Genomic DNA, 17,732 nt, shown 5'->3' on the forward strand with positions numbered 1-17,732 from the left:
CAGCCTTACTTCAGCTCCAGCAACCGCTCCAGATAGCTGCGCTCGATATCGGGGCTGAGCGCGTTACCGAGCCGCTTGCGGATCGCTTCGAGGATCTGGCGGGCGCGCTGCACGTCAATCTCGTCAGGCACTCTCACCGAACTTCCGTCATCGGGACCCTCGCTGGTGCGGGGCCGCCCGAGCGGGTCACGATCGGCATTCTGCTGGCGTCCGCCCTGCCCGTTGCCGCCTTGGTCGCCTTGCATCGCCTGCAATTGCTTCATCATGTCCTTGGCGCCCTTGCGCAAGGCTTCCAATGCGCGGCCCTGGTGACCGACGGCTTGGTCGCCCTCGCCCTCGCCGAGCGCCTGTTCGGCATTGCCCATGGATTTGCCGGCCTCGCCAAATCCCTCATTGGGGTCGAGGCCCATGCCTTCGAGGCCCTTCCTCAATTGTTCGAGCTCGCTCTGCAGCTTGCCCTGGCCTTCCTGCAATTGCTTCAGCGCATCGGCAAATTCCTGCGGCGTCATCGGCTTCGGCCGGCCGAGCGGATCGCGGTCGTCGCCCGGGCCGGGCTTGCCCTCTTCGCCCATCGGGCCTTGCTCACCGTTCTCGCCGAGCTGCTCGTCGCGATTCTGCCCGCGCTGTTGCTGGCCGCGCTGCATCTGATCCATACGGAAAGTGTCGTTCATCATCTCCTGCTGGCGCCGCATGATCTCGCCCAGCTTGTCCATCTGCTGGCGCATCTCGCTATCCTGCTGGCCGCCTTGCTGCTGGCGGCCTGCCTGCAGATTGTTCATCATGTCCTGCAGCTCCGACAGCAATTGCTGCGCTTGGTCGCGATCGCCGGATTTCGCCAGGTTCTCGATCTGGTCCATCATGCGGTCGATGTCGCTCTGGCGCAGTTCCTGGCCGTTCTGCTGCATCTGTGGCGCATTTGGATTCTGCTGCGCCCGCGCTGCGAATTCCTGCAGGAACTGGTTCATCGCCTCGCGCAGTTCCTTCATCGCCTTCTCGATCTCTTGGTCGCTGGCGCCGTTCTTGATCGCCTCCTGCAGCGCCTGCTGCGCCTGGCGCAGCCGCTTCTCGGCCGCCGAAAGATTGCCTTCCTCAATGCCGAGCGCGATCTCCCAGAGGTAAGCGACCTCGTCGCGCAACTGGTCGTCGCTGTCGGCCATCTTCAGCCGGGTGCGGGCGCTCATGATGGCGAGGTAGTGCGTCATGTTGTCGAACGTGTCTTCGGGCCTGAGCGTGATCGCATCCATCAGATCGAGCACGCGATCCTTGCTATTGGCGTCGAGTGCCAGCATGCGGCGCTGCTCGATCAGCGCCCGCGCCAGCGGGTTGGAGAATGGCCGCTCCGGCATCACCAGCGTCTTGGTTTCGCTGGTTGCCGTGTGTCCGGCGCCGTCGGTGGCGACGAGCGACAGCTTGACGTTGCCACCGGCCCAGACGTGGTCGGTCAGATCCTTCGTCGTCCTGGCGGCATTGGCCTTGCCGCCGCGGCGCGGCAACGACAGCGGCATTTCCGGCGGGCCATAGAGCGGGTGCGCCTCGGGCGCCTGCGGATCGGCCAATGCGAAAACCGCCTTGGCGGAGGCCGCACCATAGTCGTCGTCGATCTGGTAGTTGAGTTCGAAGGCGCCGTTAACGGCGCGTTTCGGCTCGCCGACAAAGCGGATCTGCGGCGGCTTGTCCGGGATTATCGCGAAGGCCCAGCGGCCGAGGTCACCATCGCCGGATTGCAGCGTCAGCGTGCCGTCGGCCGTCAGCTTGCCGGCGAACTGGCGCACGTTGGAAGCCGTTGCCGTATTTGCCTCCGGCTTGGTGAGTTGCGGCCCGGTCGGATCGATGGCGCGGGTGTTGCCGCCGGCGTCGGCGTAGCTCAGCGTTTCCTCGCCCGAACCGCCGGTGACGCGCAGCGATATATCGCTGCCCTCCGGAACGGTGAAGGTTGGGGCCGCTTGATCGACGTTGTTGGCAAGGACTGGGTTGGCAAGAACCGGAGCTGTGAGGAATACCGGCGGCCGGCCGGTATAGGCCGGCGGCGTCACCCAGGCGTCGATGCGCGGCGGCACGGCGTCGCGCGCGGCACGGGCAACGAAGCCGTCACTCAGCCTGCCGCCCGACGGCCCGAAGGAGAAGGCAAAGGCGGTGACCAACAAAAGCGCTGCAACGGCGCGCAACGCCCACGGGTCATGCTCGGGGACGCGCGTGCGCGGCACGTCGCCGCCAAGGTCGCCCAGCCGGTCCGCCATGCGCCTCTGATGCTCGCGCCACAGGGCTTGCGAAAAAATGCTTTCCTTGCCGCTCGGGCGATCGGTCTGGACCTGCACCGGGCTGTGCAGCAATCGATTGGCCGCCTCGATGCGGCGGTCGACCTCGGCCCTGGATGGCGTGCGGAAGAAACGCAATGGATAGAGTGCGGCAAGCGCTGCGACGCCGAATGCCGTGATGAGACCGATCCGCGCCAAATCGGGCAAAAGCGGGAACAGGCCGAGCCACGAGATGCTGAGGAACAGGCTGGCGACGATGATCAGCGGCAGCAGCAACGGCCAGCCGCGCTCGACAATTATTGAGACCTGCGTCGCCAGCCGGCTCAAGGCAAGGCGCCCGGCCAGGCTGCGATGGCTGGTGAAGATGGGTCGTTGCGTCATCGGCCCTTCCTGGCCGGGCGGGACAGCCCGGACCTCACGAGTCTATCGCATGGACCCGAAAAGTCGATTTTCGGGAAGCACGATGCGAAGACCTAAAATCTTAGCGCGTACTTCGTGCATCCAGGCGGTTGCACGTCACCTAAGGATACCAACAAACACGGCGAAGGCGAGGCGGTTCCCCAAAACGTGAACAATAATGCCCCGGATATTGTCAGAATTTCGCCGGATTGGCGTTTGCGCCGCAGACCAGAACGGCAACGCGCTCGCCCGCAGCCGGCCTGTAGCGGCCGGACAGGAGCGCCGCGAAGGCGGCCGCACCGCCCGGCTCGGAGATGATTCGCACCCGGTCCCACAGCGCCGCCTGGGCGGCGATGATGTCGTCGTCGCTGATCAATATCGAGCGCTCGACGAAAGCCTCGGCGATAGGAAACATCATTTCGCCGACACGCTTTGGCGCGAGTGAGTCGGCGGCGATGCCCTCGGTCGGCGCATCGACGGGCCGGCCGGCCTCGAAGGCGCGATGAAGCGTCGGCGCGCCCTCCGGCTCGACGGCGATGATCCTGATGCGGCCGGAAAACCAGGCGGCGATGCCGCCGATCAGGCCGCCGCCGCCGACGGCGACCAGCAGCGTGTCGAGCTCCGGAAGGTCGGCCTCGATCTCAAGCCCGAGCGTGCCTTGCCCGACCAGCGTCTCCTCCTGGTTGAAGGCGTGGATCTGCAGCGCGCCGGATTTTTCGGCGAAGCTCTCGCTGGCGGCCAGCGCCTCGGCATAACGGGCGCCGCCGACGATCAGCTCGGCGCCGTAACCGCGGATGCGGTCCAGCTTGGCCGACGGGCTCACTTCGGGAACAAAGATGGTCGCCTTGTGGCCGAGTCGCATGGCGGCATAGGCGACGGCGGCGCCGTGATTGCCGCCGGATGCGGCGACGACGCCAGCTGCGGGAACCGGCCGTTCGAGGAGATTGGTGAACGCACCACGCGCCTTGAACGAGCCGGAATGCTGCAGGCACTCGAGCTTCAGGTCGATGCTGAGAGGCGGACGGCCGAAATCGGCCATGTCGACACGCAGCACCGGCGTGTGGCGCACGAAGGGCCGGATGCGGGGTTCTATCGCCGCAATGCGCTCGCGGGTGATCGTGTGGCCGTGCAGCATGCTTCGCCCCCAGAGTTGACATTCAGAGTTGACATTAATTAGTAACTTGGCAAAGTGCCTAAATGCAAGAGGTCGACGTCTTCAAAGCGATCGCCAACGAGCGCAGGCTGCAGATCCTCGATTGGCTGAAGGACCCGCGCGCGCATTTTCCGCCGCAGACGGACGGCGATCTGGTCGAGGACGGCGTCTGCGCGCTGCTGATCGCGGAAAAGCTGGGGATCACCCAGGCAACGCTCAGCGAGCATATGCGCGTGCTGACCCAAGCAGGGCTTTTGCGTAGCAAGCGCATCAAGCAGTGGATATTCTATCGCCGGAACGAGGACAGGATCGCCGAGACCAGGGCACTTATTCAGCACCGGCTGTAGCGTTCAGCACCGGCTGTAGCGTTGCAGGCGATCCATTTTTGTTTGACCACGATCGTTTCCGAAAACCGGTTCCCAGTTTTCGGGGTCATGATCTATTTCAACCAGTCAGGCACCGAATCCAGCCCGATCAGCTCGTCGTAGGTCTGGCGCGGGCGCACGACGTGGAAGCGGTCGCCGTCGACCAGCACTTCCGGCACCAGTAGGCGGGTGTTGTAGGTGCCGGCCTGGACGGCGCCATAAGCGCCGGCGGTGGCGACAGCGATCAGGTCGCCGGCCTTCAGCCGGGGCAAGTCGCGGTCGAGGCCGAGATAGTCGCCGGTTTCGCAGACCGGGCCGACCACGTCGACCTTCATGCGCGGTGCTGCGGCCGGCTGCTGCAGCACCGGCTTGATGTCGTGGAAAGCATCGTAAAGCGTTGGCCGGATCAGGTCGTTCATCGCGGCATCGACGACGAGGAAGTTCTTGGCGTCGCCCTCCTTCACGAAGATCACCTCCGAGACCAGGATGCCGGCATTGCCGACGATCATCCGGCCCGGCTCGAACATTACCTTCAGCCCGAGCTTGGCGACATGCTTCCTGACGATCTGGGCATAGGCATCGGGCAAAGGCGGCGGGTTGTTGTCGACCCGGTAGGGAATGCCGAGGCCACCACCGACATCGATATGCTCGATGGCATGACCGTCGGCGCGCAAGGCGCCGACCAGCTCCACCAGCAGGGCGAAGGCGTCGTCGAAGGGCTGCAATTCGGTGATCTGGCTGCCGATATGGGTATCGATGCCGGTGATCTTGATGCCGGGCAACTCAGCCGCGCTGGCATAGACCTTTCGCGCCTGCTGCCAGGGAATGCCGAACTTGTTCTCGGCCTTCCCAGTCGAAATCTTCTTGTGCGTCCTGGCGTCGACATCTGGGTTGATGCGCAGGGAGATCGGCGCGATCTTGCCCAGTGCGGTGGCGCGGGCCGACAGCAGCTCCAGCTCCGGTTCGGATTCGACGTTGAAACAGAGAATGCCGGCCGAGAGCGCAAAATCCATTTCGCGCGCAGTCTTGCCGACGCCCGAAAACAGGATCTTGCTTGCCGGAATGCCGGCGGCCAAAGCGCGGCGCAGTTCGCCTTCCGAGACCACGTCGGCGCCGGCGCCGAGCCTGGCCAGCACCTTTAGCACGGCCTGATTGGAATTCGCCTTCATGGCATAGCAGACGAGGGCGTCGAGCCCGGCAAAAGCTTCGGCGAAGACGCGAAAATGCCTGGTCAGCGTCGCCGTCGAATAACAATAGAACGGCGTGCCGACGCTGGCGGCGATATCTGATATCGCCACGTCCTCAGCATGCAGTGCGCCGTCGCGGTAGTCGAAATGGTTCACGAGATTGGTCCGAAAAATCAGAGCAGCGGGTCGAGGATGAATTTCTTGTCCTCGACAGGTTTTTCCGGCTCCGGCGGCAGAGGTTGCTTGGCCTTCTCGGCGTCCTTGCGCGCCTGCACGGCTGCTGCGTAGGGCGTATCGAGCGCAGCCTTCCTGCCGCAGGCCGCAACGGTGGCGATTACTGCCAGCAGCGTCAGCGTCACCAAAATCCTGCTTCCGGTCATCGTGCCATCCGTCCGAAACTGTTGCCCGCAGCCGCTTCTAGCCGAGTTTTGCGGCCATTGCACCCCGCGTCTTACGCCTTGGCGAGCCGCTTTTTCCAGTAGCGGATCTGTTTGCGCACCTCGGACGGCGCGGTGCCGCCGAAGCTGGTGCGGCTCTTTACCGAGTTCTGCACGGCCAGAACTGAAAACACGTCCGCCGTGACGCCTGGGTGAATGGACTGCAGATCCTCCAGCGAAAGCCTATCGAGCCCGATCTTCTTGTCCTCGGCCAGCGCCACCGCCCGGCCAGTGATATGGTGCGCCTCGCGGAACGGCAGGCCGAGCGTGCGCACCAGCCAGTCGGCGAGGTCGGTCGCGGTCGAATAGCCGGCGCCGGCGGCCTTTTTCATCGCGACAGTGTTCACCGTCATGTCGCGCACCATGCCGGTCATCGCCGCCAGCATCAGGTCGAGCGTCTCGGCCGCGTCGAATACGGATTCCTTGTCTTCCTGCATGTCCTTGCCGTAGGTCAGCGGCATGCCCTTCATCACCGTGAGCAATCCGACCAGATGGCCGGTGACGCGGCCGGTCTTGCCGCGCACCAGTTCGGCAGCGTCGGGGTTCTTCTTCTGCGGCATGATCGAAGAGCCTGTGGAGAAGCTGTCCGACAGCCTGACGAAGCCAAATTGCGGCGTCGACCAGATGATGATCTCTTCGGCCAGCCGCGACAGATGCGTCGCGCAGATCGCCGCCATCGCCAAGAACTCGAGCGCGAAATCGCGGTCCGAAACGCTGTCGAGCGAATTGCGCATCGGCTCGCGGAAGCCAAGCGACTTCGCCGTCTGGTGCCGGTCGATGGGAAAGCTGGTGCCGGCAAGCGCGGCCGCACCGAGCGGGCTTTCGTCCATCCGCTCGATCGCGTTGCGGACGCGAGACAGGTCGCGCGCAAACATCTCGACATAGGCCATGCAGTGGTGGCCGAAGGTCACCGGCTGCGCCGCCTGCATGTGGGTGAAGCCCGGCATCACCGTTGCGGCATGCTCCTCGGCCCGCTCCAGGAATGACGTGATCAGGCCCTTCAGCGCCTCGGCGACACGAAAGCATTCGTCCTTGACCCACAGCCTGAGGTCGACCGCCACCTGGTCGTTGCGCGAACGGGCGGTGTGCAGGCGGCCGGCGGCGGGGCCGATCAGCTCGGCCAGACGGGCCTCGACATTCATGTGGATGTCTTCCAGCCTGGTCGAGAACTCGAATGTGCCGGCCTCGATCTCTGCCAGAATCGTGTTCAGCCCGTGAGCGATTTTTTCTTGATCGGCCGCCGAAATAATGCCGGTTTGCGCCAGCATCTCGCTATGGGCGATCGAGCCGCGAATATCCTGCGCGTAGAGTTTGCGGTCGAACGAGATCGACGCGTTGATCGCTTCCATGATTGCGGCCGGACCCGAGGCAAAACGTCCGCCCCACATCTGATTGCTGGCCTTCTTGTCGCTCATCGCTATAACCCGTGCTCCGGAGCAGTTTTTGAAAAATGGCAGACGGCAATAGATTTTTCCCGGCTTTGCGTCTCATCCTCGCCGCTTTGGTTGCGGGCGTGCTGGCCGGCGCGGTCGCGGTATATGTCAGGGAAAGCGGTTCTGGCAACAACGCGCCCGCGCAAGTGGCTGTCGGCGGCGGCAAGGACGACCTTGCCTGCGCTGCCAAGACCGACCGTGCCAAGAAAATTGCCGCCGCTGCTACCGGCCAGGTTGCCGCGCTTTTGCCGGCGGATCCGCCGCTATCGCTGAAAAGCCTGGCCTTCAACGGCCCCGACGGCAAGCCGACGACGATCGCCGACCATGCCGGCAAAACGGTGCTGCTCAATCTGTGGGCGACATGGTGCGCACCTTGCCGCGCCGAAATGCCGGCGCTCGATGCGCTGCAGAAGGAGATGGGCAGCGATGCGTTTCAGGTTGTTGCTGTCAACGTCGATGCCGGCGACGATACCAAGCCGAAGAAGTTCCTCGAGGACACCGGCGTCAAGGCGCTCGGCTATTATCGCGATGCGACGATGGCGCTGTTCAACGACGTCAAGACGCGCGGCCTGGCGCTGGGCCTGCCGGTCACCATGCTGATCGACGCGGAAGGCTGCCTGATCGCGCACATGAACGGTCCGGCCGAATGGTCCGGGCCGGACGCCCGGCGGCTCGTCGAGACGGCGCTTCAGCCGGGATAGGCTCAGACCGTGCGCAGGCGCGGCTTCAGCACGGCAATGCTTGCATCGCGTCGGCTGGCGGTGCGGATTGCCGGAGCTGTCACGCCGGTCAGGTCGCCGAATGTCTCGATCGGAGCCGGCTTGCCGAGATGATAGCCTTGCCCGATCTCGCAACCCTCGGCGTCCAGGAACTGCAATTCGCCCGGCGTCTCGATGCCCTCCGCCAGGACCGGCAGGCCGAGACCGCGTCCAAGCCCCAGCACGGCGCGGACGATCGCCGCGAACTGGCCGTTCTTGTCGACCGATTTGATGAACGACCCGTCGATCTTGATCTTGTCGAAGGGAAACGCGCTAAGGTTGGATAGCGAAGAGTAGCCGGTGCCAAAATCGTCCATCGCCACATGCACGCCAAGCGCCTTGACCTGCCTCAAGGTTGCCAGCGCGCGCGGCATGTCCTTCACCAGGGCCGTTTCGGTGATCTCCAGTTCGAGCCTGATGGGTGCCAGGCCGGATCTCGCCAGGGCGTCGTGCACCTTGCGGCTGAAGTTCGGATTGTGAAGCTGCACGGCGGAGACGTTGACGGCGACCATCAGCGGGTTTGTCCAGCGAACAGCATCGTTACAAGCCGTCGTCAGCACCCAGTCGCCGATCTGGGCGATGGCGCCGCTGTCCTCGGCCATGGGGATGAAAACGGCCGGGGAAATATCACCCCGCTCCGGATGCTGCCAACGGACCAGGGCTTCGAAGCCGATCATCTTGCCGCTGCGAATCTCCTTCTGCGGCTGGTAGACGAGGTGGAACTCCTTGCGGGCGATCGCCTGGCGCAATTCATGCTCCATCACGCGCTTGTCGCGGGCCGCGGTGCCCATGGCTACCTCGAAAAACCGGTAAGTGTCCCTGCCCTCGGTCTTGGCGCGATGGAGTGCCGTATCGGCATGGCTGATCAGGCCGGCCTGGTCTTCGGCATCCAGCGGAAAGAAGGCGATGCCGATGCTGGCCGAGACAAGACCGTAGCCGACTGAAACTCTGTTTTCCTCCCGGATCGCAGCCAGCACATCCTCGGCTATGCGACCCGCGGCCAGTGGGTCGGGGAGGTTCGGAGCTATGATGGCAAATTCGTCGCCGCCGAGGCGCGCGAGCATCTGTCCGTGGCGCGGGATGCCGGAAATGCAGTGCGCCAGCTTCTGCAGCATGGCGTCGCCGGCGCTGTGGCCATAGAGGTCGTTGACTTGCTTGAACCGGTCGAGGTCAAGCAGCAGGAGCGCCAGATATCCATCCTTGCCGCTACGATCCATCGATGCGATTTCCGCTTCGAGCCGGGAAGAAAAGCTTCGGCGATTGGCAAGCCCGGTAAGTGGGTCGAAATGTGCGAGGCGGAGGATCTCTTCTTCCGCCTTTTTGCGCTCGCGGACGTCGCGAACGGCAAGCACTGTATGAGGCCTGCCGCAGTACGTGATCTTCCTGGCGATCAGCTCGACAGGAATTCTCGTGCCGTCGCTGCCCCTCAATTTCGCTTCCTGCGCCTGCTCGCCGAAGCCGGATATATCGGCTGTGCTCCGTTCGTCGAAAAGGTCGCCGAGCTGCATCGTGTTCAGGGTGGCTGTCGCCGTGCCCGTCAGTTTCGCCATGCTGTCATTGGCGCTGACGATGCGGGTGCCATCGCAAACGATCAGACCTTCGACAGCGGCATTGGCGAGATCGTGCATGCGATCGGCCTCGAGCTTCTGGCCGCGAAAACGCAGGTCGATCCACAGGGCGGCGCCCGACAGCACAAGGATTACCAGGCTGGCGACTGCTGCGGCAAACGCCTGGGAAACGGGGTCGATTGAATGTTCGGATATTTCAATCGAGGAATCCGGAAAGATCGACACTGCGGCCATCGCGATGAAATGCAAGCTGCAGATCGCCAGCGTCAAAAGCACGGCGCCGCCGAGCGTCGCGAGCGCGGATGGGCGGCGCAAGACGACAAGAAGCGCCACTGCCGCGAGCGTCCCGCCGGCCAGAAGCGATATCGCGACAAGGGGCAGGTTCCACACGATCCGGCCTTCCACCTCGAATGCCGCCATGCCGATGTAGTGCATCGTCGCGATGGCGCCACCGAGAATGGCGCCGCCGACGAGGAAATGGTCGATGCCGCGGCGCAAGGTGGCAACCCACATCCCAAGCGCGGTCAGGATGACGGCGGCGGCAAGCGAAAAGGCGGATAATCCCGGATTGTATGCGTTTGGTATTCCCGGCGTAAACGCAGTCATGGCGATGAAATGCGTCGCCCATATGCCGAACCCGGTCGAAGTTGCGGCGATCATCAGCCAGACAAGCCGATTTCGGTCGGTCGATCGGCCGACATGCTTAAGGAGATTAACTGCTGAGAAGCAGGAAATGCCGCAGACGAGGGCGGCAAGTGCGACCAGTCTCAGGTCGTGCTGACTTACAATACAGTTATAGACCGTCAGCATCCTGGGTTCACTCGGTCTGCCAAAAAAACAGGGGAGGTGTGACTGATTAGCCCTTGGAGATTTTAACGAATGGTTAACCCGCGGGTCATGAGGCGGGTCTTTTCGGGGGAAACCAGACAAGTGCATGCCGCTCTGCCGAGAGGGGCGGTGGTGCAGTCCCCTGACGCCGCGCTTTCGGTAGCGAGCGCACTTTAGTCGGAAACGATGTTCATTGATCCGCAACAAAACCGTTGTCCGATTGTCATCAGCGCCACATATTGGCTTTGCGGAAGCGCCCCTTTCGCCAATGACAAACGGGAGATGAAACATGAAGTTCTTCGGCTTCGCGGCCGGTATTGCCGCCACCTTGACCCTGCTTTCCACCACCTCCGCCTTCGCCGTCACGCAGATCAGCTGGTGGCACGCCATGACCGGTGCCAACGCCGAGGTCGTCGACAAGATCTCCAAGGATTTCAACGCCAGCCAGAGCGACTATGAGCTCGTTCCGGTGTTCAAGGGCACCTATCCGGAGACGCTGAATGCGGGCATAGCGGCCTTCCGCGCCGGACAGGCGCCCGATATCCTCCAGGTGTTCGACGTCGGTACCGGCGTGATGATGGCGGCCGAGGGTGCGATCAAACCGGCGGCCGATGTGCTGACCAGTGCTGGGATGACCTTCGACAAGAGCCAGTATCTGCCCGGCATCGTCGGCTATTATTCGAAGCCGGACGGCACCATGCTGTCCTTCCCCTACAACTCCTCCTCGCCGATCCTCTACTACAACAAGGACATCTTCCAGAAGGCCGGCCTCGACGTGAACAGCCCGCCCAAGACCTGGAACGAGGTGTGGGAAGCTGCCAAGAAGATCAAAACGAGCGGCGCCGCCCCTTGCGGCTACACCTCGACCTGGCTGACCTGGATCCATCTGGAGAATTTCGCAGCGTGGAATGACGTGCCTTGGGCTACCCAGCAGAATGGCCTGGCCGGAGGTGATGTCGAACTCAAGATCAATGCGCCGATTTTCGTCAACCACTTCCAGGCGCTCGCTGACTTGGCCAAGGACGGCACATTCAAGTATGGCGGACGCACCTCCGAAGCCAAGCAGATATTCCTCGCCGGCGAATGCGGCATCTTCACCGAATCGTCAGGCGGCCTCGGCGACATCGTCAAGTCCGGCATGAACTATGGCATCGGCCAGCTTCCCTACGATACCGACGCCAAGGGCGCACCACAGAACACCACGCCGGGCGGTGCCAGCCTGTGGGTGTTCGGCAACAAGTCGGACGAGGAATACAAGGGCGTCGCGGCCTTCTTTGCCTATCTGTCCAAGACAGATGTGCAGGAATATCTGCACCAGAAGTCGGGATACCTGCCAGTGACGCTTGCGGCATACGAGGCGACTAAGAAATCAGGCTTCTATGACAAACACCCCGGCCGCGAGACACCCATCCTGCAGATGACGGGCAAGGCGCCGACCGACAACTCGAAGGGCGTGCGCCTGCCGAATCTGCCGCAGGTGCGTGATATCCAGAACGAGGAGCTCGAGAAGATGCTGGCCGGCCAGCAAACCGCTCAGCAGGCGCTCGACAATGCGGTCACGCGCGGCAACGCCGCGATCAAGGAAGCGCTGGAGAACTGACGGGATTATCTCGGTTAGTCGGTTGGAATATCGCCCACGCGAGCTCGCGTGGGCGATACCTGAATAGCGAGGGAAATCAGCCTGTCTCCACGCGTCGTCTTTCCCAACAAGATCCTGCCCTACCTGCTGGTGGCGCCACAACTCGCCATAACACTGGTTTTCTTCTATTGGCCGGCCGGTCAGGCGCTTTACCAGTCGATGCTCAGGCAAGACCCGTTCGGGCTGAGGAGCCGGTTTGTCTGGTTTGCCAATTTCCGGAAGGTGCTGGCCGATCCGGCCTACCTCAACTCGATCAAGGTCACGGTGGTGTTCTCTCTTGCGACCGCGATCGTTGCCATGGTTGTGGCCCTGCTGCTCGCGGTCATGGCCGAGAAGGCCGTGCGCGGCAAAGGCCTCTACCGCACACTGTTGATATGGCCATATGCCGTGGCGCCGGCGATTGCCGGCATGCTGTGGCTTTTTCTGTTCAATCCTTCGATCGGGTCGTTGGCTTATTTGCTGAGAAGCCTCGGCATCGCGTGGGATCCGCTGCTCAACGGCACCCACGCCATGATCCTGCTGGTGTCGGCGGCTGCCTGGAAGCAGATCAGTTACAATTTCCTGTTCTTCGTTGCCGGCCTGCAGGCGGTGCCGAAAACGCTGATCGAGGCGGCGGCCATGGATGGCGCCGGCGAGACCAAGCGCTTCTGGACTATCGTCTTCCCGCTGCTTGCGCCGACAACCTTTTTCCTGCTGGTCGTCAACACGGTCTATGCCCTGTTCGACACGTTCGGCATCGTTCATGCCGTCACCGGCGGCGGGCCGGGCAAGACGACCGAGACGCTGGTCTACAAGGTCTACAATGACGGCTTCGTCAATCTGATCCTCGGCGATTCGGCGGCGCAGTCGGTCATCCTGATGGCCATCGTCATTGCGCTTACTGCTATCCAGTTCCGCTACGTGGAACGCAAAGTCCATTACGGTTGAGGGCAGCGATGATCGGCCAGTCCCCGCTCCGCACCTTCATCGCCCATGCCGTGCTCATCCTTGGCATATTGATCGTGGCTTTTCCGATCTACTACACCTTCGTTGCCTCGACACACACGCTGCAAACGATCCTCAGGCCGCCGCTGCCGCTCTTGCCCGGCGACCAGCTCTGGAACAACTACAGCGAGGCGCTGTTCGGCGGTATTGGTCGCATCGGCGGTGTCAGCGTCGGCAGACTGCTCCTCAACACCACGATCATGGCGCTCGGCGTTGCGGTGGGAAAGATCTTCATCTCGATCCTGTCGGCCTACGCGATCGTGTTCTTCCGCTTTCCGCTGCGCATGACCTTCTTCTGGTTGATCTTCATCACCTTGATGCTTCCGGTCGAGGTGCGCATCCTGCCGACCTACAAGGTGATGGTCGATCTCGGCATGATCGACACCTATGCCGGCCTGATCATCCCTTTGATCGCTTCGGCCACCGCGACGCTGCTGTTTCGCCAGTTTTTCATGACCATACCGGGCGAATTGGTCGAGGCGGCGCGTGTCGACGGTGCCGGGCCGTGGCGCTTCTTCTTCGATATCCTCCTGCCACTGTCTCGCACCAACATCGCGGCTCTGTTCGTAATCCTCTTCATCTACGGCTGGACGCAGTATCTTTGGCCGCTGCTCGTCACCAACAGTAACGATATGAACACCATCGTCATCGCGCTGAGAAAGATGGTTTCCTTCGCCGATGCTGACACGCAATGGCACCTGGTCATGGTCACGGCAATGCTAGCCATCGTGCCGCCGATCCTGGTGGTCGTGCTGATGCAACGCTGGTTCGTGCGCGGCCTGGTCGAATCCGAAAAGTGAGAAGCCGATGGCGACCGTCGATCTGAAGGACGTGAAGAAGATCTATCCCGGCGGCATCGAAGCCGTGAAGGGCGTTTCCATTGCCATTCCCGACAAGGAGCTTTGTGTTCTGGTCGGCCCCTCGGGCTGCGGCAAGTCTACGCTGCTGAGGATGATCGCCGGGCTGGAGACCATTTCTGCCGGTACAGTCGCCATCGACGGCAAGGTGGTCAACGCCATTGGCCCGACCGAGCGCGACATCGCCATGGTGTTCCAGAACTACGCGCTTTACCCGCATATGAAGGTCTATGACAACATGGCCTATGGCCTGCGCAACCGCGGCACGCCGAAGGACGAGATCGACAGCAGGGTGCGTTCGACCGCCAAGGTGCTGGAGCTTTCGGCGCTTCTCGACCGGCGCCCGCGCGAGCTTTCCGGCGGCCAGCGCCAGCGTGTCGCCATGGGCCGTGCCATCGTGCGCAACCCGAAAGTCTTCCTGTTCGACGAGCCCTTGTCCAACCTCGATGCGAAATTGCGCGGGCAGATGCGCGTCGAGATCAAGAATTTGCAGCGCTCGCTCGGTGTCACCTCGGTTTATGTTACCCACGACCAGCTTGAGGCGATGACGCTGGCCGACATCCTCGTTGTCATGAACGCCGGACTGGTCGAGCAGATCGGCGCGCCGCTCGATGTGTACGAGAAGCCGGCGTCGACCTTCGTCGCTTCCTTCATTGGTGCGCCGCCGATGAATCTCCTGGCGCTGACGGGGGGCTCGTCCGGCTCGGCACTGGCGGACGGTACGATGGTTGGCTTGGCGCCTGGACAAAGCAAGGCGGTGACACTCGGGTTTCGTCCGGAGGATGCCGATATCACTTTCGCGGCAGAGGCGCCGTCCGGCGCGCTTGCGCTGCCGGCGACGGTCGAAGCCGTCGAACCGGTCGGTGCCGAAAGCTTTCTCCACTGCGCGGCAGCCGGCAGCCGCATCGTCGTACGCGTCTCAGGTCGCGCCAGCGCCAGGCCCGGCGACCAATTGCGCGTCGTGGCCAGGTCCGAAAAGCTGCACTGGTTCGATCAGGCGGGCAAACGGGTCGATTGAGGTCGGCCTTGTACAAACCGTTCAGGCAAACACATGCGCCTTGCCCGATACGGTCAGCCGGACGATCTCGCCGACTGCCGGGGCGTCCATGCCCGGCTTGCGCAGGATCAATGGCGTGTTGCCGATGGCGGCGGCGTCGGGCGGATCGGGACTGTTCAAGAGACGCACGGCGATCGTGCACATCGAGCCGGCAAATTCGGATTCCGTCACCTCGCCGAACAGCATGTCCGCAGTGCCCGACATGCCTTCACGCGAGGTTCTTTTCAGCAGCACCTGCTCGGGCCGCAGCATGATGCGGGCGACGTCGCGCCGCTCCGTGCTGTCGACGGCGATGCGGCCGAGCGGCGAGGTGGCGAAGCCATCGGCGATCCTGGCCGGCAGGACGATGGCGTCGCCGAGGAACTCGGCGATCATCCTGTCCTTCGGCCTGAAATAGAGGTCGCGCGGCGTGCCGACCTGCGAGAATTTGCCGTCGCGCATCACCGCGACCTGGCTGGCGAAGGACAGCGCCTCGGCCTGATCATGGGTGACCAGGATCGTGGTGATGCCGGCTGTTTCGAGAAGCTCGGCCACGGCCTTGCGCATTGAGGCGCGCAGGCCGGTGTCGAGCGCCGAGAACGGCTCATCGAGCAGCATCAGCCGCGGCTTCATGGCCATGGCGCGGGCCAACGCGACACGCTGCTGCTGGCCGCCGGAGAGTTCGTGCGGGCGGCGCTTCAGGATCCCTTTGTCCAGCCCGACGACATAAGCGAGCTCGGCGATGCGCTCGTTGCGCTTTTCCTCGTGACGGCCCATGCCGAACCCAATATTCGCGGCGATGCTCAGATGCGGGAATAGAGCGCCGTCCTGCGCCACCAGCCCGATGCCGCGGCGATGCGCCGGCACGGCCGTGTCGCCATCGGCCAGCACCTCGCCATCGAGCACGATGCGACCCTGGTCCGGCGCCTCGAAGCCGGCGATCAGCCGCAGCAAGGTGGTTTTGCCGCAACCGGACGGCCCGACGATGGCCGTGCGGCTGCCGCTGGCCACGCTGAGGTCGACGCCGGCAAGTGCGGCCACTGGGCCGTAGTGCTTGTGGATGCCGCTCAGTTCGAGAAAGCTCATCGCCCGGCCATCCGCTTCGACTGGACGTAGAGCAGCCAGGTCAAAGGCAGCGACATCGCCACCATGATCAGCGCATAAGGCGCCGCCGACGCATAGTCGATCTCGCCGCTATAGGACCAGAACGCCATCGCCAGCGTGCGGGTGCCGTTGGGTGCCAGCATCTGGGTTGCGGTCAACTCGTTCATGATGCCCAGCGCGACCAATGCCATGCCGGCCGCGGCACCCGGCGCCGACAGCCGGATGGTCGTCGACCACAGCGCCTTGAGCGGCGACCGGCCGAGGCTGGAGGCGGCGCGTTCGAGCTCGACCGGCGCCTGTGCGATCGACGCCCTGAGGCTGATCAGCGCGCGCGGCAGGAACATCAGGGCGTAAGCGACCAGGATGGTGAACAGCGTCTGGTAGAGCGGCATGGCGATGCGCACGGTGATGGTGACCAGCGCCAGCGCGATGACGACGCCGGGCAGCGCGCCGACGATATAGTTGCAGCCCTCCAGAATGCGCTGCAGCCGCCCCGGCGCGCGGATGGAGATCCACGCCATGGGCATTGCCGCAACGGTGGCGAGCAGCGCGCCGGCAAGCGCCAGAAACAGCGTCTGGCCAAGCGCCAGGCCGATCTCGTCGAGCCGCCAGACCTCGGCGCCGCCGGCCATAAGCCAGCGGCCGATCGTGACGAACGGCACGCCGAGCGCCAGCAGCGTGGTGAGAGCCGGCAGCAGCAGGCAAGGAATGGTGGCTCGCCCCAGGGTCGTGCGCTGCTGATGGCGCGCAGCGCCCGAGCCGACGCGGGCATAGCGTTCCTCGCCGCGCACCAGCACCTCCAGCCCGAGCAGCACGAAGCAGCAGGTCACCAGCACGCCGGCCAGCATGTTGGCGGCGGGGCCGTTGAAGGTCGACTGGAACTGGTCGACGATGGCGGTGGTGAAGGTGTCGAAGCGGATGAACACGTAGAGGCCGTATTCGGCCAGCAGATGCAGGCCGACAAGCAGGGAGCCGCCGCAGATGGCGAGCCGGAGCTGCGGCAGCACGACACGCCGGAACACGCGCCATGGGCCAAGCCCGAGGGCCGCGGCGGCATCCTCGAGAGCCGGATCGAGCCGGCGCAGAGCTGCCGCCACCGGCAGATAGAGGAACGGGAAATAGGCGATAACGGACACAAGCACGCCGGCCCACAGCCCGTGCAGTCTGGGCACCATGGTGATCCAAGCGTAACTATGGACGAAGGCGGGAATGGCGAGCGGCGCCACCGACAGCCAGGCCCATAGGCGGGCCCCCGGCAGATCGCTGCGCTCGGTGAGCCAGGCCAGCGCCACCGACAGCACGATCGAGATCGGCACGGCCAGCACCACCAGCAGACTGGTGTTGACCAGAAGCTCGCCGACGCGCGGCCTGAAGACCAGCGCCGTCACGGTTTCCCCGCCGGTCTGCACCGCCACCCAGACGATGAAGGCAAGCGGCAGCAGCGCGAAAAGCGAGACGAAGACGGCGGCCAGCGAAATCCACGAGACCGCCCAACGACGGGCCCGCACGGCCGCGGTGTCGGCCGGCAAGCCTGAAGGTGCGAGATCGATCGCAGATTGCATCAGATCAGACGTTGCGCCATCTCCGCCCGAAGGCGGAGACGATCGGCGGCCGATACTGTGGCGAGCAGCTTGTGGTCATGGGCAAATGCCATCTTGAAAGCAGAGCGCTCCCGCGGAAAGCGAATTCCCACAGGAGCGCAGTCGGTTGCCCTTTTAGGACGAACGCC

General features: G+C 63.6%; 14 protein-coding genes. 6 read left to right on the top strand and 8 right to left on the bottom strand.

The window, feature by feature from the left end; genetic code table 11:
- Positions 1-5: 5 nt before the first annotated feature.
- Positions 6-2,636, bottom strand: coding sequence for a TIGR02302 family protein (locus NKJ94_RS25130; protein WP_352528860.1), 2,631 nt, complete (start codon positions 2,634-2,636; stop codon positions 6-8).
- Positions 2,637-2,847: 211 nt separating this feature from the next.
- On the bottom strand, positions 2,848-3,789 hold the full coding sequence (locus NKJ94_RS25135; RefSeq protein ID WP_352528862.1) for a threonine/serine dehydratase: 942 nt from the start codon (positions 3,787-3,789) through the stop codon (positions 2,848-2,850).
- Positions 3,790-3,851: 62 nt separating this feature from the next.
- Here NKJ94_RS25135 and NKJ94_RS25140 point away from each other — a divergent pair, with 62 nt between their 5' ends.
- Positions 3,852-4,154 (top strand): ArsR/SmtB family transcription factor, encoded by a 303-nt coding sequence (locus NKJ94_RS25140; protein ID WP_023677929.1) that lies wholly within the window; start codon positions 3,852-3,854, stop codon positions 4,152-4,154.
- A 92-nt stretch (positions 4,155-4,246) separates the two neighbouring features.
- On the opposite strand, the gene lysA is transcribed toward NKJ94_RS25140, so the two are convergent.
- The 3 genes from lysA to argH form a co-directional block, all read right to left on the bottom strand.
- Positions 4,247-5,515 carry a diaminopimelate decarboxylase gene (gene lysA, locus NKJ94_RS25145; protein ID WP_352528864.1) on the bottom strand — a complete coding sequence of 423 codons (1,269 nt, stop codon included), beginning with the start codon at positions 5,513-5,515 and terminating at the stop codon, positions 4,247-4,249.
- 17 nt (positions 5,516-5,532) lie between these two features.
- Entirely contained in the window at positions 5,533-5,739 is a 207-nt protein-coding gene (locus tag NKJ94_RS25150; RefSeq protein WP_352528866.1) for a hypothetical protein, read from the bottom strand.
- 71 nt (positions 5,740-5,810) lie between these two features.
- Complete coding sequence (gene argH / locus NKJ94_RS25155; RefSeq protein ID WP_352528868.1) at positions 5,811-7,211, bottom strand: argininosuccinate lyase; 1,401 nt, start codon at positions 7,209-7,211, stop codon at positions 5,811-5,813.
- Between the two features lie 35 nt (positions 7,212-7,246).
- Here argH and tlpA point away from each other — a divergent pair, with 35 nt between their 5' ends.
- Positions 7,247-7,930 carry a thiol:disulfide interchange protein TlpA gene (tlpA, locus tag NKJ94_RS25160; protein WP_352528870.1) on the top strand — a complete coding sequence of 228 codons (684 nt, stop codon included), beginning with the start codon at positions 7,247-7,249 and terminating at the stop codon, positions 7,928-7,930.
- A gap of 2 nt (positions 7,931-7,932) precedes the next feature.
- Here the strand turns inward: tlpA and NKJ94_RS25165 are convergent, their stop codons facing one another.
- The gene (locus NKJ94_RS25165; RefSeq protein WP_352528872.1) at positions 7,933-10,365 is read right to left on the bottom strand and encodes a bifunctional diguanylate cyclase/phosphodiesterase; all 2,433 of its coding nucleotides are present in this window, start codon (positions 10,363-10,365) and stop codon (positions 7,933-7,935) included.
- 307 nt (positions 10,366-10,672) lie between these two features.
- On the opposite strand from NKJ94_RS25165, the gene ugpB reads away from it, so the two are divergent.
- From ugpB to NKJ94_RS25185, 4 genes are all read left to right on the top strand, one after another.
- Positions 10,673-11,983, top strand: a complete 1,311-nt coding sequence (gene ugpB / locus NKJ94_RS25170; RefSeq protein WP_352528874.1) for a sn-glycerol-3-phosphate ABC transporter substrate-binding protein UgpB — start codon at positions 10,673-10,675, stop codon at positions 11,981-11,983.
- Positions 11,984-12,064: 81 nt separating this feature from the next.
- A complete protein-coding gene (gene ugpA, locus NKJ94_RS25175; RefSeq protein ID WP_352528926.1) occupies positions 12,065-12,949 on the top strand; it encodes a sn-glycerol-3-phosphate ABC transporter permease UgpA in 885 nt (294 codons plus the stop codon).
- An 8-nt stretch (positions 12,950-12,957) separates the two neighbouring features.
- Positions 12,958-13,806 (top strand): sn-glycerol-3-phosphate ABC transporter permease UgpE, encoded by an 849-nt coding sequence (gene ugpE, locus NKJ94_RS25180; RefSeq protein WP_352528876.1) that lies wholly within the window; start codon positions 12,958-12,960, stop codon positions 13,804-13,806.
- Positions 13,807-13,813: 7 nt separating this feature from the next.
- Positions 13,814-14,881, top strand: coding sequence for a sn-glycerol-3-phosphate import ATP-binding protein UgpC (locus NKJ94_RS25185; protein ID WP_352528878.1), 1,068 nt, complete (start codon positions 13,814-13,816; stop codon positions 14,879-14,881).
- 21 nt (positions 14,882-14,902) lie between these two features.
- On the opposite strand, the gene NKJ94_RS25190 is transcribed toward NKJ94_RS25185, so the two are convergent.
- Together NKJ94_RS25190 and NKJ94_RS25195 are read right to left on the bottom strand one after the other, a co-directional pair.
- Complete coding sequence (locus tag NKJ94_RS25190; protein WP_352528880.1) at positions 14,903-15,985, bottom strand: ABC transporter ATP-binding protein; 1,083 nt, start codon at positions 15,983-15,985, stop codon at positions 14,903-14,905.
- Positions 15,982-17,565, bottom strand: a complete 1,584-nt coding sequence (locus NKJ94_RS25195) for an ABC transporter permease (RefSeq protein ID WP_352528882.1) — start codon at positions 17,563-17,565, stop codon at positions 15,982-15,984. The genes NKJ94_RS25190 and NKJ94_RS25195 overlap by 4 nt, the downstream gene beginning before the upstream one ends.
- Positions 17,566-17,732: the final 167 nt, after the last annotated feature.

The sequence above is a fragment of the Mesorhizobium sp. M0060 genome, assembly GCF_040323155.1.
GTDB lineage: Bacteria > Pseudomonadota > Alphaproteobacteria > Rhizobiales > Rhizobiaceae > Mesorhizobium.